The organism is Streptomyces sp. MMG1121, from assembly GCF_001280015.1.
Classification (GTDB): domain Bacteria; phylum Actinomycetota; class Actinomycetes; order Streptomycetales; family Streptomycetaceae; genus Streptomyces.
The window spans coordinates 93544-118487 of sequence record NZ_LGDV01000152.1 but is presented as its reverse complement, the minus strand read 5'-3'; the positions used below and the strand labels follow the sequence as shown (position 1 = coordinate 118487).

Here is a 24944-nt window from a genome sequence, read left to right as displayed (position 1 = left end):
GATGGTCGTACTCGGCGTCCCCGAGGCGGCCCTTGTAGCCGTAGGAGGCGGCGTTCAGCCGCTTCTCCTTGCCGGTGACCGCCTCCGGCGGCCGGATGTTCTTCGCCGGCTATTACGGGGTGCTGTTCCGCGCCCCGTCCCTGATCGAGCAGGCCACGGGCGGTGGCCCCCTGGAAGCCGGCGTGCTCCTGGTCCCGGCCGCCGCCTGCTCGGTGCTGGCCGGGCGGCTGGTCGGCACCTTGACCGACCGGTTCACCGGCTGGCAGGTGTCGGCCGGGCTTGCGGCACTCACCGTCGTCGGCGTGCTCGTGGTCGCGATCTTCACCGGGTCCCGGTTGTCGTCGGCACGGCGTTGACTGTGTGCGGGTTCGCCGGCGCCCAAGCCGTACTGGTGAGCCTCGCGCCGGACCTGGTCGCCGCGGACGACCGCGACAGCGCACAGGGCCTGCTCAACTTCATGAACGCCTTGGGTGGCGGGATCGGTCCGGCCGCTGTCGCGGGTCTGTCCGGCATCGTGCCGGTGTCGGTGGCCCTCGCCGTGCTCGCGGCACTCCCCCTGGCCGGACTCGTCCTCAGCCTGACCCGGCGCCCTACCGCCGACCGCCGTCCCGAACCCGACGCCACGCGTGGGAGCCCGCGATGACGGTCCACCTGCATCTGATCCGATAACGCCGTGACCAGTAAGGAGCCTTGCCATGTCCGCCGAGCCATTCGAAGTCGGCATCACCGAAGCCGAGATCGCGGACCTGCGTGAACGATTGCGACGGACACGGTGGCCCGAGCGCGAGCCGGTGGACGACTGGTCACAGGGTTTGCCGCTGGCGTATGCGCAGGAGCTTTGCCGCAGCTGGGCCGAGGACTACGACTTCGGGTTCGCCGAGCGGCTGAACGTGTTCCCGCAGTACCGCGACACGATCGACGGGCTGGGCATCCACTTCCTGCACGTCCGCTCGCCGGAGCCGGACGCGTTCCCGCTCGTGCTCACGCACGGGTGGCCGGGTTCGGTGCTCGAGTTCCTGGAGGTCCTCGGCCCGCTGACCGACCCGCGCGCGCACGGCGGGGATCCGGCGGACGCGTTCCACGTGGTCGCACCGTCGTTGCCCGGGTACGGCTGGAGTGACAAGCCGTCGACGACCGGGTGGGGCATCACTCGCACCGCGCGCGCCTGGGACACGTTGATGGTCTCGCTGGGTTACGAACGGTACGGCGCGCAGGGCGGTGACTGGGGTTCGGCGGTGTCCGCGGTGTTGGGCGAGGTGGCGCCCGAGCGGGTCGCCGGCGTGCACCTGAACCTGGGATCCGTGGCGGCGGGCACGTTCGACGACCCGACGCCCGCGGAGCTGGCGAATCTCGAGGCCGACAAGGAGATGCAGCGCACCGGCCGGGGGTACTCGGCGATCCAGGCGACCCGGCCGCAGACGCTCGGCTACGGCCTCACCGACTCCCCGGCGGGGCAGGCCGCCTGGATCGCCGAGAAGTTCTGGGCGTGGACGGACAACGACGGCCATCCCGAGGACGCGTTGTCGCGGCAGACGATCCTCGACGAGATCTCGGTCTATTGGTTCACCGCGTCGGCCACGTCGTCGGCGCGCCTGTACTGGGAGAGCTTCGCCAACTTCCGGGACGAGGTGACCGCGCCATCCGGGCTGTCGGTCTACCCGCGCGACATAACCCGCCCGTCGAGGCGGGAGGCCGAGCTGCGGTTCACCGACCTGCGCTGGTTCGAGGAACTGCCGCATGGTGGCCACTTCGCCGCGCTGGAGCAGCCGGAGTCGCTGGTCGAGCAGGTGCGCGGGTTCTTCCGCCTGTTCCGCTGACTGTCCGTGCCACCCCCTGGGAAGCCCGCGCCCAGGGGATGGTCCTGTCAGTTCCCCCGGGTTACCGGCAAAACGACGGCCGCGCTCTGCGGCCACCTTCTTCCCGCCGTCCCAGCCGGACGTCGAGCGGGGGATGTTTGCTGCTGCCCGCAGTGACTGCGAGTCCACGATCGCGGCCGTTGGGTCCACCGCGCGGCCCTCCTTGGCCCGGACACGGTCGCGCAGCCGGTCGTGGAGTTCGGCGAGCAGGCCCTGGATCTGCCAGCGGCGGGCGAAGGCATGCACCCTTTTGAACGGCGGGAAATCCGCAGGCAGGTTCGCCCACTTCACGCCGTTGTCCCAATGCCGTTGCTTGAGCTACTGAAGTATCGCGGGCGTAAGGGTGATGACCTTCTCCGGAACGCGTCGTGTGCCTCGCCTGACATGGTCCTTCTTGCGCACGATGTACTGCGAGACCGGATGGCGGGTGTAGCGGTCCGCTGCGCGTAGTCGCCGTAGCCCGTTGTCGAGCTTGCGCACGACTTTCGTGGCCATCCGCTTCATGAACTGCCGCAGGCGGCGGGTTGATTGGCCTGCCTGGACAACGACGCTGCGTCGTGTGTGCTTGAGGACCTTGACGAACGAGATCCGGTCGGGGTCCAGGCCCTCGCCGTCGGCCAGCCGCATGATGATCCGATTCAGAAAGTGATGGAGTGTCAGGTGGGCCCAGATCTCCTGCCGTACCAGTTCCGGCGACACCGACCGCAGAACCTCGGCCTTTCCCCTCTGGAAGGTCTTCAGCTGCCGGTAGGCGGATTCGACCTCCCAGCGCTCGTGATACAGGGCTGCCAGCTCCCCGGCGGGCCAGGACTCGGGATCGAGCAAGTCGGTCAGCAGCCTGGTTGTCTCGCCCCCGTCGACCTGGTGGTCGATCACCCTGACTGTCACCCGCCCGGATGGCTGGAGCGCGGACCTGCACGCCGACGTTTTCCGGCCGGCGGAGGCGCTCGGTGGCCGGTGACCTGGTATTGAACGTAACGGACATGTACGTGACGGCGCTTCCGACCGAGCCATGGTCCACTCAATCGGGTGTCGCGGCGAGCCAGTTGTTGAACGCCTCATTGATCACCGAGGCGCGTCCCCGGATTCGGCCATTCCCATCGGACCGACAACGCTCCCGACTCGCACCGCGATTGTGCGCGCGAGCGGTGGCTATGCCGCTCTGCCTCAGAGGGAGGACTACGCCCATCTCGTCGGCGTCACCGGTACTGCCCGCCGTGCCCTGCTGCCGACCGAGGTCTACCACTACCGCAAGCACTCGGAGCAGATGACGGCTCAGCCTGAGCATCCGGCGATAGAGCTGCAGGCTCGCCGGTTCGCCTGGAATCACGGCAAGCACTTGGAGTCGCTGCGCAAGGATACGTGCGGCTGCGCAGGGCCACGTTAGCTCGAAAATTCCTCCCGTCGCCGGTCATCGCTGGCTGTGGCGGGGATGGCGTTGTCGATGAGGACGGCGGCGATGGCGGCGGCGGTGGGGAAGGCGTCGGCGTCGAGGACCCGGGTGCGGGCCGCGGCGCCGTCGAGGAGCAGCGCGAGCTGCTCGCCGAGTTGTTCAGGGTCGGCGGCGCCGGCTTCGCGGGCGGTGTCGGCGAGCCGCGCGGCGACGGCTTTCTTGTAGTCGCGTGCGTACTGGGATGCGGGGTGCTGGGGGTCGTGGAGTTCGACGGCGGCGGCGATGTAGGGGCACAGGGGGGTGGTGGGGGGGATGTCGAAGGCGGCGAGGAGCCGTTCGCGGGGCGTGAGGTCGGTGCGGTCGAACACGCCCGACAGAACGGAGGGGTCGAACCGGCGCAGGTACTCGGCGACGAGTTCGTCCTTGCCGGTGAAGTGCTGGTAGGCCGTGCGCTTGGACACCTCGGCCGCCGCGCAGAGCTGGTCCATGCCGGTGCGGTTGATGCCCTGCTCGCGGAACAGTCGCTGGGACGCGCTGAGGATGCGCTCGCGGGCGCCCCGGCCGCGGCGGCGGCCCGTGGGGCCCTTCTCCAACTCCGTCATGGGTCCATGGTACCCCCGTTGGGTAACGACCGGTGTACATAGTTTGCGCCCCAGCCGCTCGCCCCGTACCGTAAGCACACAGGGCGGTGTACATAAAACCGTCGTCCCAGGTGCACACGGCACCACCGACCCCAGGGAGCAACCATGGGAAAGCTCGACGGCAAGGTCGCGGTCATCACCGGCGGCACCACCGGCATGGCGCTGGCCGGCGCGAAGCTGTTCGTCGACGAGGGAGCGCACGTCTTCATCACCGGCCGCCGCCAGGACGCCCTGGACGCGGCCGTGAAGCAGATCGGCCGCAACGTCACCGGCGTCCAGGGCGACGCCGCCGACCTGGACGACCTGGACCGCCTGTACGACACCGTCAAGCGGGAGAAGGGCAGCCTCGACGTGCTGTGGGCCAGCGCCGGCGGCGGCGAGCCCGCCCCGCTCGGCGAGATCACCGAGGCCCAGTTCGACACCTGGTTCGGGCTCAACGCCCGCGGCACCCTGTTCACCGTCCAGAAGGCCCTCCCGCTCTTCAACGACGGCGGCTCCATCCTCATGACCGGCTCCAACGCCTCCCTCGGCGGCTTCCCCGGCTGGAGCGTCTACGCCGGCAGCAAGGCCGTCCAGCAGGCATGGGCCCGCGTCTGGCTCAACGAGCTGAAGGACCGCCGCATCCGCGTCAACGTCCTGACCCCCGGCCAGGTCGCCACCGCCAAGCAGGAAGAACTCTTCGACGAGGCCACCAAGCGCCAGTTCGAGTCCCTCATCCCCCGCGGCCAGATGGGCCGCCCCGACGAAATCGCCACCGCCGCCCTCTTCCTCGCCTCCGACGACTCCAGCTACGTCAACGGCATGGAACTCGTCGCCGACGGCGGCACCACCGCCATCTGAACCGGACAACCCCCAACCAGGGCAGGACATCTCATGAGCAACATCAGCATCATCGGCACCGGAAACATGGCCCGCACCATCGGCGCGCGGGCAATAGCGGGCGGCAACACCGTCGAGGTCATGGGCCGCGATCAGTCCAAGGCCGCTGACCTGGCCAAGGCTCTCGGCGACGGCGCCACGACCGGAGAATGGGGCACCGCGCCGGCCGGGAACATCGTCATCGTGGCCCTGTTGTACAACGGTGTCGTGCCGGCCATCGCCCAGTACGGAGACGCACTCGCGGGCAAGGTCATCGTCGACATCAGCAACCCCTTCAACTCCACGTTCGACGGCCTGGCCCACCGCGAGGAGACCTCCATCGCGCAGGAAGTCGCCAAGGCTGCCCCGGCCAGCGCCAGCGTGGTGAAGGCGTTCAACACCATCTTCCGCCAGGTCCTGGAGAAGGGCCGGCCCGACGTCTTTATCGCTGGCGACAGCGCGCAGGCCAAGGCAAGTGTGGAAGCGTTCATCGAGAGCCTCGGGATGCGCCCGCTGGACGTCGGCGGCCTGAAAATGGCGCACTGGCTGGAGGGAGCGGGCGTGGTCACGGTGGGCCTCGCCAACCACGGGGTGGGGAACTTGGACTTCGCCCTCAGCATCACCGAACTTCCCGCCTGAACAAGAGGTTGACGGATCACCGAAAGGACCCGCCAAGTAAGGCCGTGGCGAGTCGGCGGTAGCCGTCCTGTACGCCGTCAGGTCGATGACCGCCCCGTCCCGCCGTGCATCGGCCGCCTGCGTCGTCATGTGGGTGGGGCGGTGATCTGCGCTTCGAGCGCGGCGATGCGCTTGTCGGCGAATCGCGCGTTGTCTCGGGCGGCAGCGAGACGTCTAGTGAGGCGGTCACGTTCGGCTGTCAGCGCCCTGACCTCGCGTTGCAGGGCGACGTTGGCGCTGGTGATGCCCACGACGTCGGCGTCGGTCCATTCGCCCTGCAGGGCAGCAATCTGGCCGAGGAGTTCCGCAATGCGTTCTCGCTGATTGACGACCTCCACGTTGGTGTTCTTCAGGGCCTCCTCGGTGTTGAGCGCCCGCTCCCGCCAGGACGCCTCAACCGCCTCGCACTGGGCTTGATCGGTCTGTGCTCGCAGTCCACGGGCCCGGCGGATGGCCTCAGCGACGATGGTGCGGGCCTCGGTGTGTTCGTAGAGGAAGGTGCGCGAGACGTCCGCTCGCCGGGCGACCGCGGCCACGGTGATCGGGCCGCCGCTCTTGGCGAGCTGGTCGACGACGCTCTTGATGCGCACGAAGCTGGCTTCGGTCTTCTGGCTGCGGGCCCGCAGAGCCTGGGCGGTGCGGTGCGATGAGGCGGTCATGCGGTTTCCTCGTACGAGTCGGTGCCGTCGGGGTCGATCGCGGCGAGGTCACTGGCCTTGAAGGCGAGCGTCCACATGCGGTCGAAGTAGTCCTGGGGCCGGCGCAGGTCCAGGGCGAGCGCGTCCTCCAGCATGCCGAGGCCGGCCAGCGCCTTCTCCAGGCCGCCGATGGCGCGAGCAGTGGGCTCGAAGACGCTGTGGAGGTAGTCGGCGGTCCGGTCGTCCGGGGCGCGTTCGGCCAGCGAGGCCCACTGCTCGGCCTTTCGGCGCCAGTACAGGAGGTCGGCGCCGGACATCACGAACCTGTCGCAGTTGTGGCAGTCCAGGTCCCACGGGCACGCGTCCCCGCGCACCACGGGCTGGTAGGTGCAGAATCCACCCTCGGCCGGGGTGCTGCGGCGCGCGAGGTCGATCGCCATGGCCTGGGCCTCGGCCCGGGTCATGTGCTTGGACGGCGAGGCGAGCAGCAGGCCGGGCTCCGCGGAGCCCGGTCCGCTGACCCAGACCCGCTCGAGTGCGTCGTCGACCTCCGAGGAGGCGACCTTCGCGTAGTGCTCGGCCATCCGTACGGAGATCTGGCCGAGGTACTGCTTGATGTGGTGCAGGCCAGCACCGTTCTTCAGCAGGTTCGTGGCGAGCGTGTGGCGGCCCTGGTGTGGCACCCAGGCGCCGATGTCCAGCGCCTCCAGCCAGTCCCGGAAGGCGTCACCGAAGATGCTGTAGGTGATCGCGACCGTGCCGTCCGGATTCTTGTGCGGCGAGGGGAACACGGCGAGGCCCTTGCGTTCCTTCGGGCCGGGGCTGCGGCCGTAGAGGTCCTCGAAGCGTTCGACGGTGCGCTGTTTGCGCAACTCCAGCCGCTCGTAGAGGCGTTGCGGGACGCGGATGGCCTCGTCGAGGTTGCCCACCTTCGTCTGGTCGTGCCAGAGGAAGGGGACCTTGCGGTGGATCGAGGTGCACTCCAGCAACAGTTCGGTGATCTCCGAGGCCCGGCGGCCGGTGAACACCAGGGCCTCCCAGATGTCGCGATAGCCCATGTCGTTCGGGTCGAGGCGGTCATCCAGCAGCTCCAGGTTCGACTCGTCGGCCAGGGCCCGGGCCACCGGGTCGGGGAACGGGTTGCGGGTGCGGTCGGCCCGTTGAGCGGTCGGCAGGGCGATGATGAACTCCCGGGGCAGCCCGATGCGTTCGGCGTTCCCGCTCTCGAGGGCGTCACGCAGGATCGACCGGGCCTCGTTGAAGACATTGCGGCGGGTGTAGCCGGTGACCTTCATCGGCCGTCCATCCCGGCTGATCGCCAGCGACGGCAGGCCCTCACGCGCCCGCTTGTTGTGATCGGCCACGAAGCGCTGCATGTGATCCGCGGTGAGCGCAGTCGGCTCGTGGCCGCCGCCGGGCGCGACCGCGGTCAAGAACACGCCGAGCTCAACGCACGCCTTGCGCCCGTTCTCGATGTGCTGCGGGCTTCGCGGGGCCTGCGGAGAGCGCAGGCGGCGAGCCACACGGTCCCAGAGAAGATCACGCAGCCACCGCTGCGGCACGTCGGTGAAGTCGAAGTGGCTGGAGCGGCGTTTGTAGCGGATGCCGTAGTGCACGGTCTCCAGGAAGCCAGCCTCCTTGGCCTCCTGCTCAGTGACGTAGACGATCCGCAGCTCGGGGGCGGTCTCCTTGAGAATCCGCCGCTCATGCTCGGCGAGCGCCGCCGGGTCGGATAGCAGGTCGAGCACAGAGTTCACGCCGCGCAGGCGAGCCAGGTTCGCCACCGCCTGGATGTGCCACAGCGGCCAGGCCGTGCGCTGGGCCTTCTGGGCATGGGCCAGCAGCCCGAAGCGGATCTCGGCCTGGACCAGCGGCACAAGGCCCAGGAGATTGACGGTGCCGGCGCGCGAGGCGGGGCGGGCGGTGCGGCACCACAGCCGGAAGGCATCGGGGTCGGTGCAGTTGATCTCGACGGGCTCGCGGCCGACGACTCGGTCACCGCCCCACCCTGCCGGTCTCTGGGCTCCCCCGGGCCGTCCGTCATGGCGGGCACCCGCGCACCCGGCCCGAACACCTCTGCGCTGGGTGGGGGTGATTCCTCAACGAGATCGTCAGGTCATGTACACGGTACGTCGATGGTGTACGTGCGCTGGCCGATGGCCATGTCCAGCGCGTTGACCACGAGGGTGGAGTCCTGCCGTGAGTCGATGGACCAGCCCACGATCCTGCGGCTGAACGCGTCCAGGACCGCCGCGCAGTACACCCACCCTTCCCTGGTGCGGTGCTGCGTGATGTCGGTGACCCACAGCCCGTCGGGACGCAACCGATGGAACTTGCGATTGACCAGGTCCTCGGCGGTGACGATGCCACGCAGCCGCTTGATGCGCACCGGTCCGGGCAGGCCGTGGATCCCGGCCTGTGTCATCAGCACCGACACGGTCCTGGTGCAGACCCGGATGCCCATGCCCAGGGTGAGCTCGGCGTGGATGCGGCGGTAGCCGTAAGTGCCGCGGGAAGCGACGTGAACCTCGCGGATCAGCCCGGTCAGCCAGTCCCGCCGTAGCTGCCGTGGAGTGGTCGGTGTGCGCTTGTGCTTGTAGTAGTTCTGCCGGGCGACGCCAAGGATCCGGCAGCACCTGTTGACCGGTGCCCCGGCATCGACGAGTCGGTCGATCACCGGGTAGAGCCTCTTGGGGCCGGCTTGTCCTCGCCGAGGAACTTCGCCGTCTGCCGGACGATCGCCAGCTCGGTTTCCAGCTCATGGATCCGCCGGCGAGCGGCCCGCAACTCAGCGGACTCGCTCGACGGCGTTCCCGGTCGCCGCCCGTTGTCGATGTCGTCTTGCCGCAACCACTTCGACAACGTGACGGGATGGATGCCGAACTCCACCGCTGTCTGTTTGGCCTGCTTGCCGGCGCGGATCAGCGCGATGGCGCGTGCCCGGAACTCCGGAGGATAGGGACGAGGCATGACTGCCAGCCTTCCGTGAAGGGCTGTCAGTTAGCCACCAGAACTGGAACCTGAGAGGTGGGGCAGGTCAGTGTCAATTATCCGTGCAGCAGTCCCAACCCTCAGAATCAAGCTAGTGGCCTGTGACCTCGATCGTGACCTTCCACCTGTGTCCTGACGGGGTCGTGCTGGTCAGCACTGCCGTGCCGTCCGTGGCACCCATGAACATCGCGGGGGTGACGCCGACCGGCGCGGTCATCACGCCCGTGTTCGCGGGCGCCAGCACGCCGTTCCCGCTTGCGTGGACTGGTTGCCACCGGCCGCTCTTCCCTGCGGTCAGGAAGACGTCCACCCGCTGACCGTGTGGCAGGCAGTACACGCCACTGTGCTGCTGGGTCAGTTGCCCAGCTGAGTGTGGCAGCACGTCGTCCGGCAGCTTCGCGCAGGCTGGATGAGTCGACGCGGTCGAGGTGTGTGCCGGGGGCGCCGCCACGGCGTGTATGCCGGCGGTGCAGGCGGACAGCAGAGCGGTGACCACGAGAGTCAGGGCGGGCAGGGCTCGGTTCACGATCGTGCTCCTCGGATGAGGCCGGAGGCCGAGACCGCACCGGTGATGGCTACGGTCTCGGCCTCCGGATTCGGCGGCGGTGTCAGTGCTGGTTGCTCGCGCTGGTGTAGGAGACGACGCAACCGCCCGCGCCACCGTTGAAGTTGTTGCTCCACAGCGACTGCACGGCGAAGTTCGCGCCGTTCAGGCTGGCGATGGTGGACGCGCCCTGGCCGCTGGAGATCCAGGCGCACTTGTCGCCGGTCTCGTAGCCGGTGCTGTCCGTCCAGCCGCTGCTGGGTGCCGGGTCGGTGAGGGTCTCGGCGTACTCGTGGCCGCCGACGATGGTGATGCCCTCGGTGGTGCCGTTGACTCCGGACGAGCCCGTGGAGACGAAGTTGGCACCGCACCCCGTACCGGCATCCGTGATGTACGGCATGTTGGTGTAGGGCAGGTCGGCCCCTGAGCCGGTGGTGGTGTGGTCATGCCAAGCGCAGTACTGCGTCTTGAAGCCGCTGGGCGCAACGCCCTGCGGCAGGTCCACGATGACCTCGGCGTTGTCGCCGGAGACGCCGAAGTGAGCGGCGGCCTTGACCGCCTCGGCGGCTATTGCGGCGTTGCTCGGTCTGTTGGCGACCTTGGACGAGCTGTCGAGCCAGGTGCCGCCCACGGGGTTGGAGGCCGGGTGGCCCACCGCCGTGCCGGCGCCGTTGCACTGGGTGGTGCCGACGGCCACGCCCTGGCAGTACTGGGTCTGCGAGTTGGACCAACTGTCACCGCTGCCGTAGGCGTGCTGGAAGAAGTTCAGCTGCAGCGCGGCCTCGCCCGAGGGGTCGTTGGTGACCGTGGAGCCGGTGCCCCACTGGTTTCCCCAGTAGACGACGTAGATCTGCGGGTTGGTGACGACGTTGCCGCCGCCGTAGGAGAGGTTGCCGGCCGTGGCAGTTGCGGCCTGTGCGCCGTGGGTCTTCATCTGGTGGTGCGGGGCGATTTCGCTGGCCCCGGCGGGTGCGGCGGCGGCGAGACCGACGACGGCGAGCGCGGTGGCGCAGCCGGCGGCAAGTACAGAACGAAGCACGGTGGTGCCCTTCTCTGTCGGGTGGACTTGCGGGAGGGCTGTGCAACGCCGCTGGCCAGGCGGCTCGTTGGTGTCACCACGTTGGAACGTGCCTTGCGCCGGGAGACGTTAGGTGATCGTTCCTCTGTCGTTCAAGACTGCCTCATCAGCCTCAGAGCGAACTCAGAGGTTCGGGTAACACAGCTCAACGGGCCAGCGGCCCGCTGTCGTAGCTTCCGCCGCCGACGTCCCGACTCCCCTTCCGGGCGCATCACCGGGATGGCGGCCGGGCCGGCCGGGCCAAACACTTCCCGCGTCTACGCTGGCGGAGCCAACGGCGGCGTGTGTCCGACCAGGTGGAAGACCCCCCGGGCCGCACAGCGCTTGAGGGGTGGGACGATCTCGCGTCGGGTCGGTTCTCGCCCTCCCTGATGCGGCGCGCGGCAGCCCAGGTGGGCGGGCCAGGACAGAAGGTTCGGTGCTGCGCGGTTGTCACAGTGCTTTCGTGGCCTCGCAGTGCTTCTTGATGAGGTCGTAGGAGCGCACACGGGCGTCGAGGTCGTAGACAGGTGTGGTCAGCATGAGTTCGTCTGCTCCGGTATCGGCGGCCAGTTGCGCGAGCCGGCGCACGACGGCCTCGGGCGACCCGCACGCCTGCTGTGCACGGAAACCGGCAAGCGCTTGCCGTTCCTCCGCCGTGAAAGGATGGGCGGCGGCATCCGCGGGCGTGGGGAAGGGAATCTCGCTCAGACCTTTGAGCAGCCCGGCCTTGACGACGTCCATGGGCCCGGCTCGCCACGCCGCTTCCTGCTCCGTCTCAGCGCATATCGCCTCCACGCACACCACAACCCGGGGCTGCTCGCACCAGCGGGACGAGATGAACGCCGCACGGTAGCGCTCCAGCACCGTGAAGGTGTTGTCGGGCCGGATGTGGTGTGCGACGGCGATCGGCAGGCCGAGTCGCGCGGCGAGGGCGGCACCTGCGGTACTGGAGCACAGCAGCCATGGCTCCGGCAGCGGGCCGAGCGCCACTTCGTCGACCAGAAAGGACAGGATCGCAGCGACGTCGTCGTGGTACTGCGCGTCCGTCGCCGGTCCGGCTCCGCGGCGCAATTCCCGCGCGGTGGCCTCGTCGAAGGTGCCAGGGCCGCGGCCGATACCCAGGTCGATGCGGTCCGGGTGCAACGCGGCCAGTGTTCCGAACTGCTCTGCCAGCGTGATGGGCGCATGGTTGGGCGCCAGCACTCCGCCCGACCCGAGCCGGATGGCTGAGGTCGAGGCCGCCGCATGAGCGATCAGCACCACCGGTGGAAACGCGCCGATCGCGGGCGAATGGTGGTGCTCGGCATACCAGATCCGGTGATACCCCAGCAGTTCGAGCCTGCAAGCGAAGGTGGCGGTGTCACGCAGGGTGTCCACGCCACAGGTCCCTGATTCGACCACCGCGACTTCCAGCGCTGAAATCGGCACATCGATCATGCCGTCAGCATAGGGATCGGTGTGCGCCTCAGGTGCGGTGGTCCCCACCGCTGCGTTGCCTGGGCCGGTAGGTGAAATCTGTGCGCCAGTTGCCTCCGGTCCACGATCGCCGCACGGCAGACCGGCGGGGCTTCGTCGTGCAGTCAGGTGTCACACAGCCCCTATGAGCGGGGTCCTGACTGTGGCGGTCTGACCAGGTGGAAGACCTCCCGGGCCGCATAGCGCTTGAGGCAACGGACGATTTCGCGACGGGTCTTACCCTCTTTGATCCGGCGCGTAGTAGTCCTGAGTGCGCGGGTCGACCCTCAAGCGAGTAATTGTCAAGATGTGTGGATGAGCAGGCTTGGGCAGGGTGAGGTCCCGAGCTTGTCTCGTTAGTCGGCCGTGAAGTTGCTCGATTCCTCCCCGCGATACGGTATCCATCGCTACCCGGGCCGGAACACTTCGTAGTCGGCGCTCAGGTCAAGTTCCGCATGGAGCTTTTCGCTGAGTACGAGCCCGTGGATGCTGCCTTCGTTCAGTTCATCTGACCACTCGCACCTGAGCTCAGCAGGGTCCAGGAGTGATTCCGGATCCCAGCCGACTTTGGCGGCGACATATCCATGGAACTGGGCGAGCAGTTCGTAGAGTTGGTGTCCCAGTTCGGTCAGGTCTGCTGCGGTGAGCTCGAATCTGGGGAGGCTGCCGTCCAGGCCACAATGCCAACTGACGGCCACGGGCAGGATCGAGAGCTCGATGTATGAGCCCACCTTCGCCAGCAGCGGCCGGTGGAGAGGGACGCGGTGGGCGCCCGCGCGAAGCACCCATGGCTTGGGGTCGATGCGGGCGGCAGCCTGTGCCGCCTCGGCGTCGTCGCCGAAGTTCACCACGAGCTCGAAACAGACCGCCACGGTTCTCCTGCCTCCCCAGCCCCACGCCCTCACGCGGCCCGTGTTTCGGTACGTTCGACGAGGATGCCATTCTCGAACCTGGCGCCCGCGCGAACCAGGGGCACCAGGTGGGATCCGGTGATCGCCCGCCAGCGGACCGGGGCGGACTCGACGAGCTTGAACACCATCGCGAGGGCTGCGGCCGGGCTTCCGGCGCCGCGGGTGACCTTGGTGCGGAGCTTGACCGTGGAGAAGGTCGACTCAATCGGGTTCGTGGTCCGCAGGTGGATCCAGTGCTCGGCCGGGAAGTCGTAGAACGCCAGCAGTTCATCGGCGTCGTCGGTGATCTTCCCGACGGCCTTGGGAAACTTGGCGCCGTACGTCTTCGCGAACGCCTCGATCGCCTTCTCGGCGTGCGCGCGGTCCTCGGCGTCGTAGATCTCCCGCATCGCCGTCGTCGCGCCCGGCTGCGCGGACTTCGGCAGGGCGTTCGTGACATTCCGGGCCTTGTGGACCCAGCACCGCTGGTGCCGGGCAGCCGGGAACACCTCCACCAGCGCCTTCCACAGCCCCATCGCGCCGTCACCGACGACCAGCTCGGGATCACGCATGCCGCGCCTGCGGCAGCCGCGCAGCAGGTCGGCCCACGACTCGGTCGACTCACGCAACCCCTCGGCCAGCGCGATCGGCTCTTTGGTGCCGTCCAGCCGCACACCCATCAGCACCAGGACGCAGGAGTGCGCCTGTCCGAGCCGGACCTTGGGGTGCACCCCGTCCGCCCACACATACACGTAGTCGCTGTCGGCGAGGTCGCGCTGTTGGAAGGCGGCGTGGTCGTCCTGCCACTGCCTGGTCAGCCGGGTCACGGTGGCCGGCGACAGGCCGGCCGTCGAGCCGAGGAACTGCCCCAACGCGGGCACGAAGTCCCCCGAGGACAGCCCGTGCAGGTAGAGCAGTGGCAGCACCTCGCTGACCTTGGGCGACTTGCGGCACCACGGCGGCAGGATCTTCGAGGAGAACCCCTTGGATGACCCGGCATACGAGCCGAGGCACCCGCCGGTCGACAGCCGCGTCCCTGACGTGGTGGCGAAGTGGGGCCCCCGCGGACCGAGGTGCGCTGGTTCAGGCGGTTCCGCGGCCGGCTCAAGCCCTGCGGCGACTGGGACCACTACTACATTCCACCGCGACCCCCGCTGCTTCTCCTGCCAGGAGAAGCACTGGGACTACAACGCGGGCGTGGTCATGGACGGCTACTGGTGCTGCAAGGGTGCCCGTGCCTTGCGCGAGCAGGGACAGGAGCAACGGTGACGGCCCCTGCTGACTGCCAGACTCGCCCTGGACGACGTACGGGTGTTCCTGCCGTGCCTGGACGGCGATGTGACTGCCGCCCCCCGTCGGCCAAGGGTCTGCGGGTCGCATCGGAACGGCTGGCGGTCCTCAACGAGCGGATCGCTGCCCAGACCGAGGCCCGCGACCGGCTAGAAGCCGCACTCCGGCAGAAACCCGCCGACCTGATCCGCCCGGTGGCCTGACGGGTTGTCTCAGCGCAGAAGCCGAAGAACTCCGGAGCACGATCTTCATGAGCTGTTGGTAGTCCGGCGGCAGGACGTCCTCGCTGACACCAGCCTCCTGGTGCGGGACCAGCAGCACACCGCGGCCGCCCACCTGGGCAGGCACAGCCTGCGTCGGCGGCGTCTCCGCGTCCGGCTGGGCGTGCATGCGTTTCCCACACGCGCATCGCCACCGCGAGTCCCTCGCGCTCGGCACGGACCTTCTCGAGCCATTCGACCAGGAGCTTCTCCCCCTCGTCGAGTTCCGCCCGGCGGACTGCGACACGTTCGGCGACCTCGCTGATCTCCGTCATCCCACGAGCCTACGAAGGCACCCGCTCCGTGATCTGGAAACGAAGACGGCCCCTGAAGGCTGCCCGACGATCAAGACCCTCGACTCCCCCCCTCCACCAGTCCGAGGACCCCGCACCAGCAACACACCAGCCCATCTCACCAGCAAAAATCAAGACGGTAGGCCTTCAGTGATCGACTCGCGGACTGTCTCACTGCCCTCTCAGCTGACAGACTCTGCGACCATGGCGAACAGCGGACTGTGGGTCGGCATCCTCACCGCGCTGACTGCACTCGGAGCCAGCTACATCACCGCGCAGGCGACCTTCCGGGCAGCGCGAGCCCAAGTCGAGACAACCGCACGGGCAGAGGCTCTACGTGAGGAGCGTGAGCGGCGCCGAGCCGCGTATCGGGAGATGATGAGCCGCGTACACGCGTTCAACGTGGTCACGTGGCAGATTGACGACGTCGATGCAGCGCGCGACCGTGAGAGCAAGGACCGGCACCTGACGCAGATGTACGAGCGCATCGGCCCGGCCATTGGGGACATGAACAGGGCGATGCACGAGGTCCGGCTCGATGGTCCTGCCTCGGTGTCCGACGCGGCGGATCACGTACGGAACATGGCCCGGCGCGTACAGCAGCGGCTCAAAGCGTTACTCGATGACGCCAATACTGAGCACCGGGACGCGTACGACGCTGCCTACCGGGATTTCCGGGACACGTACGTCACGTTCATCGCCCTGGCGCGAGGAGCGCTGGAGGTCGAGAACCATTAACATGCTGCCCCCGCCCTCTCCGCGATCGGACGCGCTGGGGCCAAGAGCCCGTTCGCCCGCTGGCGGTCCCGCCGGACCAGTCGGGCGAGCGGATGTGGCACCAGACCGGGCGGCCTGCCGCGCTCCGCCTGCGTTTCAGTCCGGACAGCCGAACTCTGCTGGATTACGGCCCCTACGGCCTGTGGGGCTTCGACACCCTGACGGGCAGGCAGCTCTACTCGGTGGCGGGTTCGAACAACTACCACGTGCTGGCGACCACCGTCGGCAGCGAGCGGGCAGTGACCGTCGACTTCACGACGCTGATTGTGTTCGACGACCTTGCCACGGGTCGCGTCCTGCGCTCCATTCCCGACGAGGGCGAGACCAGAGCGCTCAGCCTCGCCGGTGACGGCCGGTTCGCCGTAGCCGGCGTTCGCGAATGGCAGGTCCGCGTCTGGGATCTGGACACCGGCCGACTGCTGCGAACGCTGGAGGGACATCCGGACACGGTGCGCACTGCGGCACTCAGTGAAGACGGCCGCAGGCTCGTGAGTGGCGACTGTCACGGCACTGTGCGGGGGTGGGAACTCAGCTCAATCGAATTCACGCGGGAGCCGAAGCCCGGGTGGGAAAGCCGCAGATAGCGTGACCCCGTCCGTGACGCTGACCCTCCGCGTCGGCTCGTCCGCCGAGGCCCACACCTTCACCCGCCGCACCACCTGCCTGGTCGGGCGCGGCGACGAATGCGACATTCGACTGGCCCCAAGCGGAAGGTTTCCCGCCATCATTGCTTGTTCGACATCAGCCCACCGCACTTGCGGGTACGAGATCTCGGCAGCCGCAACGGCACGTACGTCAACGGGAAGCCGCTTAAGGGGGGATACGCACACCGCACGGTGGGCAACCGCGGCGGCGGGCCTTACGACGTGGGCGCCAAGCAGGCACGACGCGCGACTGCAGCCCCCAGCAGTGGACGGTCACCGCAGCGCACGACATCGTCAATCCACAGGCGAACAAGTGCCTCGACGCGACTGGCAACAGCTCGGCCAACGACACCCGGCTGCAGATCTGGAGCTGCCCGGCCGGCGCCAACCAGAAGTGGACCGTCGGCGGAGCCGACACCACCGACGACGACCGGCCCGGCTCCCTCACCCGCCGGGCGGGTCGCGCCGCCTTCCGCTCGCCGACGGTCCGCGGTGCGGACAAGCCTCACCTGGGGAACCTTGGAGGTAGAGGTGGCCGATCGTTGGCTCCCACCAGAGTCGGCGCGCCATTTGTCAGCGGCAATGCACAAAGCCCCGAAACCGACAAGGCCGACGCCGCCTCGCTGTTCACGTGCCCGGAAACAGGGGCCCGTCCGCCATGAGACCGCCGTCGCCCCGGAGAGGATGTGCCCGGTGACGTAGCTCGCCTTGCCGGAACCCAGGTAACGGAAAGCCCCGGTGATCTCTTCCCGGACACCGCCGCCTTGGTGATGCGGAGGTCGTGACGGTGTGCCCGCGGCAGGCGGGGGGTGGCCAGCGTCTGGTCGAGGCGGGGGTGGAGATGGAGCGGGTTTCCGACCTGACGCAGGCGGTGGTGGCCGATGGTGGGGCCAAGCCCTGCGAAGCGGCCTTGGCGGCCCTGCCGCAGTGCTGTCCAGGCGGAATTGTGCGTTCCGTGCGCCACCGCAAAACCACTGAGCCAGAGGTGCAAAGATCCACACAATGATGCGAGTGCTCCCCACACCCGTGCAGGGCGCACCGCCTGATTTCCGCATACCTCATGCCTCATGGAGTTCATACGTGACCCAGATCTCCCGGCGTGCACGCGCCCTGACGCGTCTCGTCACCTCGGCGATCGCCGTCGCCCTGGTCGGTACCGGCACCGGCACCGCACTGGCCGACGCCTCTGCGACGACCGGTCCGGCGCAGAACGTCGCCCGAGGCGCCACCGCAGCCGGGCAGCGCAAGCCCACCCCCGCCGCGCCGTCCTTCTTCCTCTCCGGGATCCTGCCGTCGGGCCAGATGTACGTCTACATGCAAAACGGTAAGGGCGGCTTCGACGACCGGTCGGGCGCCTACGTCTGGCCGCACTTCAGGTACGGGGCGTCGGTCGACCCCGATCTGACCGGCTACCAGGACGGCGCGTACCACGTCATGGACGACGGCACGCTCAATCTCTGGCGCAGCGGGACCCTCAAGAAAGTGGCCACCGGCTGGGGTGAGTACAACGTCGTCTTCTCCCCTGGCACCCTGGGCGGTGCCAAGCACCCCGACCTGCTGGCCCGCGACAAGCAGGGTGTCCTCTGGCGCTTCCAGACCAGGGCCGACGGCACGCTGGCACCGCACGTCAAGGTCGGCCCCGGCTGGGACCAGTTCACTCAGATCACCGGCCAGGGCGACCTGACCGGCGACGGTAGGCCGGACATCCTCGCCCGGGACAAGCAGGGCGTCCTCTGGCTGTACAAGGGCACGGGCAATCCGCGGAAGCCCTTCGCGTCCCGCGTGAAGGTGGGTTCCGGCTGGAACCAGTTCAACAAGCTGGTGGCCACAGGGGACGTCGACGGCGACGGCCACAGCGATCTGCTCGCCCGCGATCTCCAGGGCAACCTGTGGCTGTTCAGGGGGACGGGCAGGACGGCCGCGCCCTTCAGGTCCCAAGTCAAGATCGGCACCGGCTTCAATCAGTACCGCGACCTCTTCTAACGCCCCGTGCAGGGGCCTGACGGGCCCCTGCACGGATTCCCGCGAGCGCTTCCATGGCTCCGAGCCCAACCCCAGCAGCGCTCGTTCCGTCAAAACGGGGTGTGGCGGTGCGCGCTACCGGTGCGCATGCGACAAGAATCATCGGTTGCCAAGTCCGGCAGGAACCTCCTCGACGAGCGGGCCCGGCCCCTGCGGGAACCGGTCGGTGGCCAGGGCCTCGTGGGCCGCGCGGACGGCATCGAGCATGTCCGTCTTGCGGCCTCCACGGACCGGCGGGCGCTTGGCGCGGCAGACCTCGACGACGCGTCCACCAGCGTCTTTCAGGAAATCGGCGAGGCCGGCGCCGTAACTGCCGGTTCCTTCGAGTGCCCAGCAGCGGCGGCCGGGTACGTGCTGGCGGGCGAACGCCAGCAGGCGTCGGTAGCCGCGGGTGTGAGCCGGTGCGTCGGTGGTTTCCAGGACGGCGCCTATGGGGCTGACGGCGGCTGCGGCGAGGGTGTCGCGGTGGGTGTCGACTCCGATGACGCCGTCGACTTGTTCTGCAAGCATGGTCACGCGGTTGTTCTCCTCCGGGCGGACGGGTCATGGTCGGCGTCGGCCTGGGTGGAGTCACCAGGTGGCGGAACTGTGATGGGGATGCGGCTGGTTTCGGCGAAGCGGACGTGGGCGCCCTGGCGGACGGTGAGGTGGCCGGGGGCCGGAGCGATGTGGGTGTTGGCGACAAGCGTTCGACGATGAGGTCCTGCCCACCGCCATCCTCGACCATTCCCTCCACCGCTGCGGCGTCATCTCCGTCAACAGCTCCAGCTACCGCCTCAAGAACCGGCTCGCTGCCATCGAACGAGGACCGCGACGACGCAGCCTGAGCCACCACCGCGTCAGGTCCGTCATCCGAAGCAAAGATCAACGTTCTTGTCGATGCACACACGAAGCACGGCTGAAAGGGCAGTTCGCCGAGTTGAAGGACGGCCCGAACACGCCCGCCCCGGCAGACGAACGCGTAGGACATGCCGCTTGACGCCTGCCGGCTCCCAAGACCAGGAAGCTGCACCCCCTGGACCTCCCGCACACGGCATGATCTCCCTCCCCGGCCACGACGCCATCCGGGCCGAACCGACGGTTCACATGACGGTCACGGCTCGCCGTGCCACCGACTACAGCTCCGCACTGCGTACCGAATTCACACCTGGCGATTGTCGGCTTTTATACGCGATCAGGTTAAATCCTCAGTGGATCATGGCCATAAGACAACTGGGGTCGGCGCAATGCAACGGTATACGGGTCGGGGCCGGTGGTACCGGCCGGTGACGGGAACGGTCGCAGCAGTCCTGGCGATCGGCGGGTGCAGCTCGAGCAGCGGCAGCGGAACCAGTCATGCCGCTGCCACCTCTGCCTCGCCTAGCGGCGCCGCCAGCACCGCGGCCGGTGCTCGTGACACCGCGCTCTGGCACAAGTGGGGCCTGACCCCGCTGCCGGCCCCTCCGCAGCCGCCGGCCGACAAGCCGGTGAAACTCTCCGCCACCGGAGCCGTCCCGGTCTTCACCCACCTCCCGACCTCGCAGAAGGTCGTCTTCATCACCGTGGACGACGGACAGGAGAAGGATCCGAAGTTCATCGAGATGATGCGGGATCTGCACATCCCGATCACCATGTTCTTGATGAACGACGCCATCAAGCCGGACTACGCGTACTTCAGATCCCTGCAGGCGCTCGGCAACCACATCCAGAACCACACCTTGCACCACCCCGTCATGAGCACCATCCCCCTGGCCCGCCAGAAGGAGGAGGTGTGCGGTGACCAGAAGATCCTCACCAAGGAATACGGCACCGCACCGCTGCTGTTCCGCCCGCCGTACGGCGCGTACAACAGCAACACCAAAATCGCGGTGGGCGAGTGCGGACCACGTGCGATCGTGTGGTGGCGAGAATCCATGCAGATCCGCAACATGCAGTACCAGGCAGGGGACAAGAAGCTGCATGACGGTGACATCATCCTGGCCCACTTCCGCGGGCCTAGCGAACTCAAAGGTGCCACGATGACACAGATGTTCGCCAACCTGCTCAGGCGTATCCAAGAGCAGGGATTCACCGTAGCGCGCCTGGAAGACTACATCCAGTCACCAGCCGGATGATCCCTGACAACTCAGCCACCCTTGGCCTGCCCGGCCGGGCAGGAAACGGAACCACAGTGGACGGGCGCCATCCGCCCGCAGCCTGGCGGATCACCCGCCGAGGCAATCGCGCTGACCTCGCGCGCATAGCCTCCACCAAGATCTGCAATGACGAGGAGTGGCTGACCGTCGCGCGCTACATCCGGCACGCGGCCAACAAGCTCGGTCCCGAACTGCCGCTATGCCTGCCCGGTGAGCCGCAGCAGTGCGGCCGGCCCACGCAGCAACACGTCATCGCATGGTCGGCCCACCTGAAGGCGCTCTCTCACCACCTGATCGAGCCGGCGACGCCGTCCGAGGCACGCGGTGCGCACGCGGCTGGCCCGATGTATCAGCGGCGCCTCGCCGAGCTGCGGACGCTCAGCGCCCTGACACGCAGTCCTCAGTGAGCTGAACGTGCGCCCGTCTCGTCACCCCCGCCGCGGACGGGCCGCCGCAGAACCCGTCCAACGGACACACCTCCCAGGCGCAACCGGCGGGCGGGAACGAAGAAATCCCAACCAGGCTGGACCCATCGGCCGGGATTTCTTTGCATGTGGCATTACGCGGGGCGGATGTTCTCCGCCTGCGGGCCCTTCTGGCCCTGCGTCACGTCGAACTCAACCTTCTGGCCTTCCTGGAGCTCACGGAAGCCCTGGCCGGCGATGTTCGAGTAGTGAGCGAAGACGTCCGGGCCACCGCCCTCCTGCTCGATGAACCCGAAGCCCTTTTCCGCGTTGAACCACTTCACAGTGCCCTTGGCCATGCGCCTGTCTCCTTCGAGCAAGCTTCAGGTCGTCACCGACGCGAAGATCCTTCTTCCCCGGAACTCCCCCGAGCTGACCGTCGGTTCGACGACCGCGACAGTCTCCGGTACCGGTCTCGCCATCGGCGGAGCGCGCTTCTCCGTCAGCCGGGCCGACGCCCACACCGTGCTCACCGCTCTCGCCTCCTCCGCCGCGACAGGACCGACACCCTCCCCGGTCCGGACCGGCCGAGCGGGCACGCCCCCGGGCGCCTCCACCGGCACCATGGCGGACACCGGCAGCAACTCCGGTGCTCTGTGGACCGTCGCAGGACTGGCGGGCGTCGTTCTCGCCGGCGTCGCCGCGGTCTTCGTCTTCGTACGCAGCCGCTCGCGTGTGCGTACGTCCCCGCGTCACTCCCGCTGCCCCCCGGCCGCCACGGATTCCACGGGCCCGCCCACAGCTGTCAGCGCTCACCCCATGCGATGGCATCGCTGCCGCGGTGTCTGCGATACCGACGGCGGTTGCCCGAGGACCCCCGCAGCCTGGCTCGTTCGGCGCGAGCGGGGCTTCGTACCCGCGGCAGGTCGAAGGGAGACCCGATGCCACAGCATGCCGCGCCCGCGGCCGACGTGATCGTCGCGGCTCGGGCGGGCGAACGCCACGCCCTGGAAGAGCTCAGCTCCCGGACGCTTCCGCTGGTCCACAGCGTCGCGGCGCGTGCGCACCCGTACCGCGACGACGTCGACGACATCGTCCAGGAGACGATGATGCGCATCCTGCGCGGCATCGGGGGACTGGAGCGCCCGGAGGCATTCCGATCCTGGGTGATCACCATCACCGTGAACGAGGTCCGCGACCACATCCGCAGGCGCGGCAGGAGGGAGACGCCGGGAGCGGCGTTCGACGCGGCCGAGCATCGGCCCGACCCGGCCGCCGACTTCACCGAGGGGGTCATCCTCAACCTGCGGCTGTCCGGGCAGCGCGAGGAGACCGTGCGCGCGACCCGTTGGCTCGACGAGGACGACCGGGAGCTGCTGTCACTGTGGTGGCTGGAGAGGGCCGGCCGGCTCGCCCGGACCGAGCTCGCTTCCGCTCTGGACTTGACCGGCCATCAAGCTGCAGTACGGGTACAACGCATGAAGGAGCGCCTGCACACCTCCCGCGTCATCGTCCGAGCCCTCGCGGCCAGGCCCGCATGCGGAGAACTGACCCGGCTCACCCTGGACTGGAACGGCGCCCCCAGCGGCCTGTGGCGCAAACGCCTCGGCCGCCATGTGCGCCAATGCCCGCGGTGCGTGCGCCACGAGGAAGGCATGCTGGCCCCGGAAGGACTGCTGGCGCCCCTGGCCCTCCTGCCCGTGCCGGCGGCACTGCCGGCCTGGCGCCCGTGGCTGTCCACGGGAACGCACACCGCGGCGGGCGACCATGCCGGCACCACGGCCCCTTCGGGCGGCGGAGGTTCCGCGACGACAGGGACCGCAGGGACGAGTCTCACCGCGAAGGCCGTGGTGGCGGCGAGTGCGCTGCTCGCCGTGGGCGGTGGCGTGCTCGTGTACGCGGCCCCCTGATCCAGCCCGTCGGAGCATCCGGCCACCGCCCCGACGGCTTCCGGCCCTGCACCCGCGCTTATCCACCGCATCCGCATCCGCACCACCGTCGCGGCCGGCACCGGTACTGGGCTCGGCCGTCTCGCCTCCCTCGCCCCGGCCTCGGTACGGGTCCGTGGTCGACACCGTGGACAGCGCGCCGCCGCCGGACCGGCCGCCCGCGGCATTGCCCCACCGCCCGCAGACCGCGGTGACGATGACGGGGCTCAAGAGGCACCTGGACGGCTACCAGCTCGTCCACCGTGGGGACACGGTGGTACTGCGCGGGAAGGGCTACTTCACCGTCCACTGGGACGTGATGTACGGGCTGCGCCCCGGGCTGCTGACCATGCCCTCGTGGACCGGACTGCGAGGAAGGCTGTTCCACGTGGCCTCGGGCGGCGGCCACCGCATGGACGATCGCCAGCCGGGCGCGACCGCCGACGGCACCTGGATGGGCAACAGGCAGCAGGGACTGATCACCCTCCCGCCGGGAGCCCAACAGATGTGGCAGAACGAGTACTACTACCTCGACGGCAGCATCACACTCCACCTCAACGAAACCCAGGCCGACTACAACCTCGACGTCCTGCCCTCCTCCCGGCAGCAGACAGCGGACGACATCGCCACTCCCCCGGCCCCGCACTCCGCCGACCGCGAACGGTACGGACTCGTGCGCGACACCGGCCGCGACGACGCCCCCGTACCGCAGTACACCACCCGCTCCACGCCGACCGACGCGGGCACCGTGCCCCAGCGCTCCGTCGTGTCCTGACGTTGCGCGATTTGCCCGGGCGGGGCGGTGCGAGGGTCCCCCACGCTCTGATCGACCTGCGCAGGAAGCCACCCCACAGCCCGGCCGACTACCGCCACGCGCTCACTGCAGTGCGCCTTCCAAAGCACCCTGATGATCGGAAACCCACTGACAGGCTCTCTGTACTTCCCTCACCACCCCGCCAGACCGAAGGCGGACCATGGCGACGTCTCCTGCATCAGCTGCAGTCTCGATGCCCCGCCAGCACCTGTCCTGCCACCACAAGACCGTGGACACAAGACGTTGCCGGTCCGACAACTCGTAGCTGTCAGCGATCAGTTTCATGCGCCGGGCCGCCTCCCCCGACGTCGGCCACGGCAGGGCCGAGACCGAGGTACTGCCAGCAGACATGAGCGATGTCATGGATCCGCGCACCCGGCGCCGCCAGATCCCAGTCGATGAACGCCACCGGCCGAAGCGCGCCACCGACCAGCGGATAGACCGTGTTCTTGGGCGACAGGTCGTTGTGACACACGGCCTCGTGGTCTCCAGCCAGCGTGGTGCCGGCCGTCAGGTCGTGGAACTCACGCACCAGCCGAGCGACCGCCACCAGGCTCTCGTCCGACGACACGGCAGCGGGCTGTCGCGGCTCCCACGCCACATGCCCGTCAAGGTAACTCAGCACTTCGCGACCCGTGTCGTCCGCACCGAGATACCGCGGAGCTCCGCCGCATCCACATGCTCCGAGCAACCTCAGCAGATCACCCACGAACCTCGTGCGAGCAGAGGCCGGACGGCGCACCGTGTCCCCGACACGAACGACCGCATTGACGAAACCTCCCGGCAAGGACGACTCAGGCATCCCTCCACCCTGCCCGATCACTGCCTCGAATTCTCAATAACTTGTCGCTTCCCCGATCTCGATGGGCGCCGTGGCCGCGCACCTGGACCGGACGAGCGCACGCTCACATGGCGAACTCTGCTGCGTTGGTGCCACGCCCCGCGTGGGCAGATCGCCTGCTGGTTGTCCCAGTCGATGGTGAAGGGCGCCTTGCCGAGGCCGTACCCCGCCTTGGCCTGGCTGCTGTGGTCGGCGGCGATGGGGCCGAGCGGAGTGATGCCGCGCACCCGTTGTGCCCGCTGGATCCTGGACGGCGGAGATGGTGGTGGCGGCCTGGATCACCAGCTCGGGGCGTTCTTCGTCGCAGGTTTTCGTGAAATGTGTGGTCGGCGACATGCTCGGACGGCAGATTCCACAGGTCAAGACGATACTGCTGGATGCGGCAACACACATCACCGCGTTCGTCGACGTTCCGCCGACGCACACTGCGAGAAGTTCTGGTCGACCAACTCGCTGGAACGGCAGGTCTTCGACCGACGCTGCGTCTCCGCAGGTACTCCGTGGCCGACCGCCCCCCGCCGAACCGGCTGAAGACAGCCCCGGCCTCCACAGC

Annotated in this window: 23 protein-coding genes and 7 pseudogenes; 17 read left to right on the top strand and 13 right to left on the bottom strand. The window is 68.5% G+C overall.

Features of this window, described 5'->3' with window-relative positions:
* Positions 1–74: 74 nt before the first annotated feature.
* The 3 genes from ADK64_RS47270 to ADK64_RS15255 are packed head-to-tail and all read left to right on the top strand — an operon-like array spanning position 75 to position 1817.
* Positions 75–356: a hypothetical protein gene (locus tag ADK64_RS47270; protein ID WP_234384583.1), complete on the top strand. Its 282-nt coding sequence runs from the start codon at positions 75–77 to the stop codon at positions 354–356.
* Positions 357–391: 35 nt separating this feature from the next.
* Positions 392–643, top strand: a complete 252-nt coding sequence (locus ADK64_RS47265; protein ID WP_234384582.1) for a hypothetical protein — start codon at positions 392–394, stop codon at positions 641–643.
* 52 nt (positions 644–695) lie between these two features.
* Positions 696–1817 carry an epoxide hydrolase family protein gene (locus tag ADK64_RS15255; protein WP_053659130.1) on the top strand — a complete coding sequence of 374 codons (1122 nt, stop codon included), beginning with the start codon at positions 696–698 and terminating at the stop codon, positions 1815–1817.
* 357 nt (positions 1818–2174) lie between these two features.
* Here ADK64_RS15255 and ADK64_RS15250 read toward each other — a convergent pair whose 3' ends face one another.
* Both ADK64_RS15250 and ADK64_RS15245 read right to left on the bottom strand, forming a co-directional pair.
* Complete coding sequence (locus ADK64_RS15250) at positions 2175–2732, bottom strand: hypothetical protein (RefSeq protein ID WP_053659127.1); 558 nt, start codon at positions 2730–2732, stop codon at positions 2175–2177.
* A 507-nt stretch (positions 2733–3239) separates the two neighbouring features.
* Positions 3240–3851 carry a TetR/AcrR family transcriptional regulator gene (locus ADK64_RS15245; protein ID WP_053659125.1) on the bottom strand — a complete coding sequence of 204 codons (612 nt, stop codon included), beginning with the start codon at positions 3849–3851 and terminating at the stop codon, positions 3240–3242.
* 144 nt (positions 3852–3995) lie between these two features.
* On the opposite strand from ADK64_RS15245, the gene ADK64_RS15240 reads away from it, so the two are divergent.
* Together ADK64_RS15240 and ADK64_RS15235 are read left to right on the top strand one after the other, a co-directional pair.
* Positions 3996–4730, top strand: coding sequence for an SDR family NAD(P)-dependent oxidoreductase (locus ADK64_RS15240; protein WP_053659124.1), 735 nt, complete (start codon positions 3996–3998; stop codon positions 4728–4730).
* Between the two features lie 33 nt (positions 4731–4763).
* Entirely contained in the window at positions 4764–5387 is a 624-nt protein-coding gene (locus tag ADK64_RS15235; RefSeq protein ID WP_053659122.1) for an NADPH-dependent F420 reductase, read from the top strand.
* 125 nt (positions 5388–5512) lie between these two features.
* Here the strand turns inward: ADK64_RS15235 and ADK64_RS15230 are convergent, their stop codons facing one another.
* From ADK64_RS15230 to ADK64_RS15190, 8 genes and pseudogenes are all read right to left on the bottom strand, one after another.
* Positions 5513–6085, bottom strand: a complete 573-nt coding sequence (locus tag ADK64_RS15230) for a DUF6262 family protein (RefSeq protein WP_053659119.1) — start codon at positions 6083–6085, stop codon at positions 5513–5515.
* Positions 6082–7941, bottom strand: a complete 1860-nt coding sequence (locus ADK64_RS15225) for a tyrosine-type recombinase/integrase (protein WP_234384581.1) — start codon at positions 7939–7941, stop codon at positions 6082–6084. Before ADK64_RS15225 ends, ADK64_RS15230 begins: the two co-directional genes overlap by 4 nt.
* A 269-nt stretch (positions 7942–8210) precedes the next feature.
* Positions 8211–9034, bottom strand: a pseudogene (locus tag ADK64_RS44975) (IS3 family transposase); the annotation flags it as partial.
* 112 nt (positions 9035–9146) lie between these two features.
* Positions 9147–9581, bottom strand: a complete 435-nt coding sequence (locus ADK64_RS15210) for a hypothetical protein (protein WP_053659117.1) — start codon at positions 9579–9581, stop codon at positions 9147–9149.
* A gap of 82 nt (positions 9582–9663) precedes the next feature.
* Positions 9664–10638 (bottom strand): hypothetical protein, encoded by a 975-nt coding sequence (locus tag ADK64_RS15205; protein WP_053659112.1) that lies wholly within the window; start codon positions 10636–10638, stop codon positions 9664–9666.
* Positions 10639–11109: 471 nt separating this feature from the next.
* Positions 11110–12096, bottom strand: a complete 987-nt coding sequence (locus ADK64_RS15200; protein WP_053659110.1) for an MsnO8 family LLM class oxidoreductase — start codon at positions 12094–12096, stop codon at positions 11110–11112.
* A 425-nt stretch (positions 12097–12521) separates the two neighbouring features.
* Positions 12522–12986, bottom strand: coding sequence for a hypothetical protein (locus tag ADK64_RS15195; protein ID WP_053659107.1), 465 nt, complete (start codon positions 12984–12986; stop codon positions 12522–12524).
* Between the two features lie 29 nt (positions 12987–13015).
* Positions 13016–13999: pseudogene (locus ADK64_RS15190) on the bottom strand (IS256 family transposase); the annotation flags it as partial.
* A gap of 274 nt (positions 14000–14273) precedes the next feature.
* Between ADK64_RS15190 and ADK64_RS47260 the strand changes: the two are divergent.
* The 6 genes and pseudogenes from ADK64_RS47260 to ADK64_RS15175 all read left to right on the top strand — a co-directional run.
* Positions 14274–14497, top strand: a pseudogene (locus ADK64_RS47260) (MerR family transcriptional regulator); the annotation flags it as partial.
* Between the two features lie 554 nt (positions 14498–15051).
* The gene (locus ADK64_RS15185) at positions 15052–15585 is read left to right on the top strand and encodes a hypothetical protein (RefSeq protein WP_053659145.1); all 534 of its coding nucleotides are present in this window, start codon (positions 15052–15054) and stop codon (positions 15583–15585) included.
* 92 nt (positions 15586–15677) lie between these two features.
* Complete coding sequence (locus tag ADK64_RS15180) at positions 15678–16208, top strand: WD40 repeat domain-containing protein (protein WP_053659105.1); 531 nt, start codon at positions 15678–15680, stop codon at positions 16206–16208.
* A 99-nt stretch (positions 16209–16307) separates the two neighbouring features.
* Positions 16308–16430: pseudogene (locus ADK64_RS47255) on the top strand (FHA domain-containing protein); the annotation flags it as partial.
* Between the two features lie 98 nt (positions 16431–16528).
* Positions 16529–16675 (top strand): annotated as a pseudogene (locus tag ADK64_RS42925) (RICIN domain-containing protein); the annotation flags it as partial.
* Between the two features lie 673 nt (positions 16676–17348).
* The gene (locus ADK64_RS15175; protein ID WP_053659103.1) at positions 17349–18251 is read left to right on the top strand and encodes an FG-GAP repeat domain-containing protein; all 903 of its coding nucleotides are present in this window, start codon (positions 17349–17351) and stop codon (positions 18249–18251) included.
* 138 nt (positions 18252–18389) lie between these two features.
* Here ADK64_RS15175 and ADK64_RS15170 read toward each other — a convergent pair whose 3' ends face one another.
* On the bottom strand, positions 18390–18800 hold the full coding sequence (locus tag ADK64_RS15170; RefSeq protein WP_234384587.1) for an IS110 family transposase: 411 nt from the start codon (positions 18798–18800) through the stop codon (positions 18390–18392).
* Between the two features lie 166 nt (positions 18801–18966).
* Here ADK64_RS15170 and ADK64_RS48640 point away from each other — a divergent pair.
* From ADK64_RS48640 to ADK64_RS15160, 3 genes and pseudogenes are all read left to right on the top strand, one after another.
* Positions 18967–19095, top strand: a pseudogene (locus ADK64_RS48640) (ATP-binding protein); the annotation flags it as partial.
* A gap of 460 nt (positions 19096–19555) precedes the next feature.
* Positions 19556–20383, top strand: coding sequence for a polysaccharide deacetylase family protein (locus ADK64_RS15165; RefSeq protein WP_420712977.1), 828 nt, complete (start codon positions 19556–19558; stop codon positions 20381–20383).
* The gene (locus tag ADK64_RS15160) at positions 20380–20811 is read left to right on the top strand and encodes a hypothetical protein (RefSeq protein WP_234384580.1); all 432 of its coding nucleotides are present in this window, start codon (positions 20380–20382) and stop codon (positions 20809–20811) included. Before ADK64_RS15165 ends, ADK64_RS15160 begins: the two co-directional genes overlap by 4 nt.
* Before the next feature lie 152 nt (positions 20812–20963).
* Here ADK64_RS15160 and ADK64_RS15155 read toward each other — a convergent pair whose 3' ends face one another.
* Entirely contained in the window at positions 20964–21167 is a 204-nt protein-coding gene (locus ADK64_RS15155) for a cold-shock protein (protein ID WP_053659098.1), read from the bottom strand.
* 582 nt (positions 21168–21749) lie between these two features.
* Between ADK64_RS15155 and ADK64_RS47250 the strand changes: the two genes are divergently transcribed.
* Complete coding sequence (locus ADK64_RS47250; protein WP_053659095.1) at positions 21750–22718, top strand: RNA polymerase sigma factor; 969 nt, start codon at positions 21750–21752, stop codon at positions 22716–22718.
* 154 nt (positions 22719–22872) lie between these two features.
* Positions 22873–23511 (top strand): hypothetical protein, encoded by a 639-nt coding sequence (locus tag ADK64_RS47245; RefSeq protein ID WP_053659093.1) that lies wholly within the window; start codon positions 22873–22875, stop codon positions 23509–23511.
* 307 nt (positions 23512–23818) lie between these two features.
* Here ADK64_RS47245 and ADK64_RS47240 read toward each other — a convergent pair whose 3' ends face one another.
* Positions 23819–24121: a phosphotransferase family protein gene (locus tag ADK64_RS47240; protein ID WP_234384579.1), complete on the bottom strand. Its 303-nt coding sequence runs from the start codon at positions 24119–24121 to the stop codon at positions 23819–23821.
* Between the two features lie 592 nt (positions 24122–24713).
* On the opposite strand from ADK64_RS47240, the pseudogene ADK64_RS48980 reads away from it, so the two are divergent.
* Positions 24714–24853 (top strand): annotated as a pseudogene (locus ADK64_RS48980) (IS256 family transposase); the annotation flags it as partial.
* Positions 24854–24944: the final 91 nt, after the last annotated feature.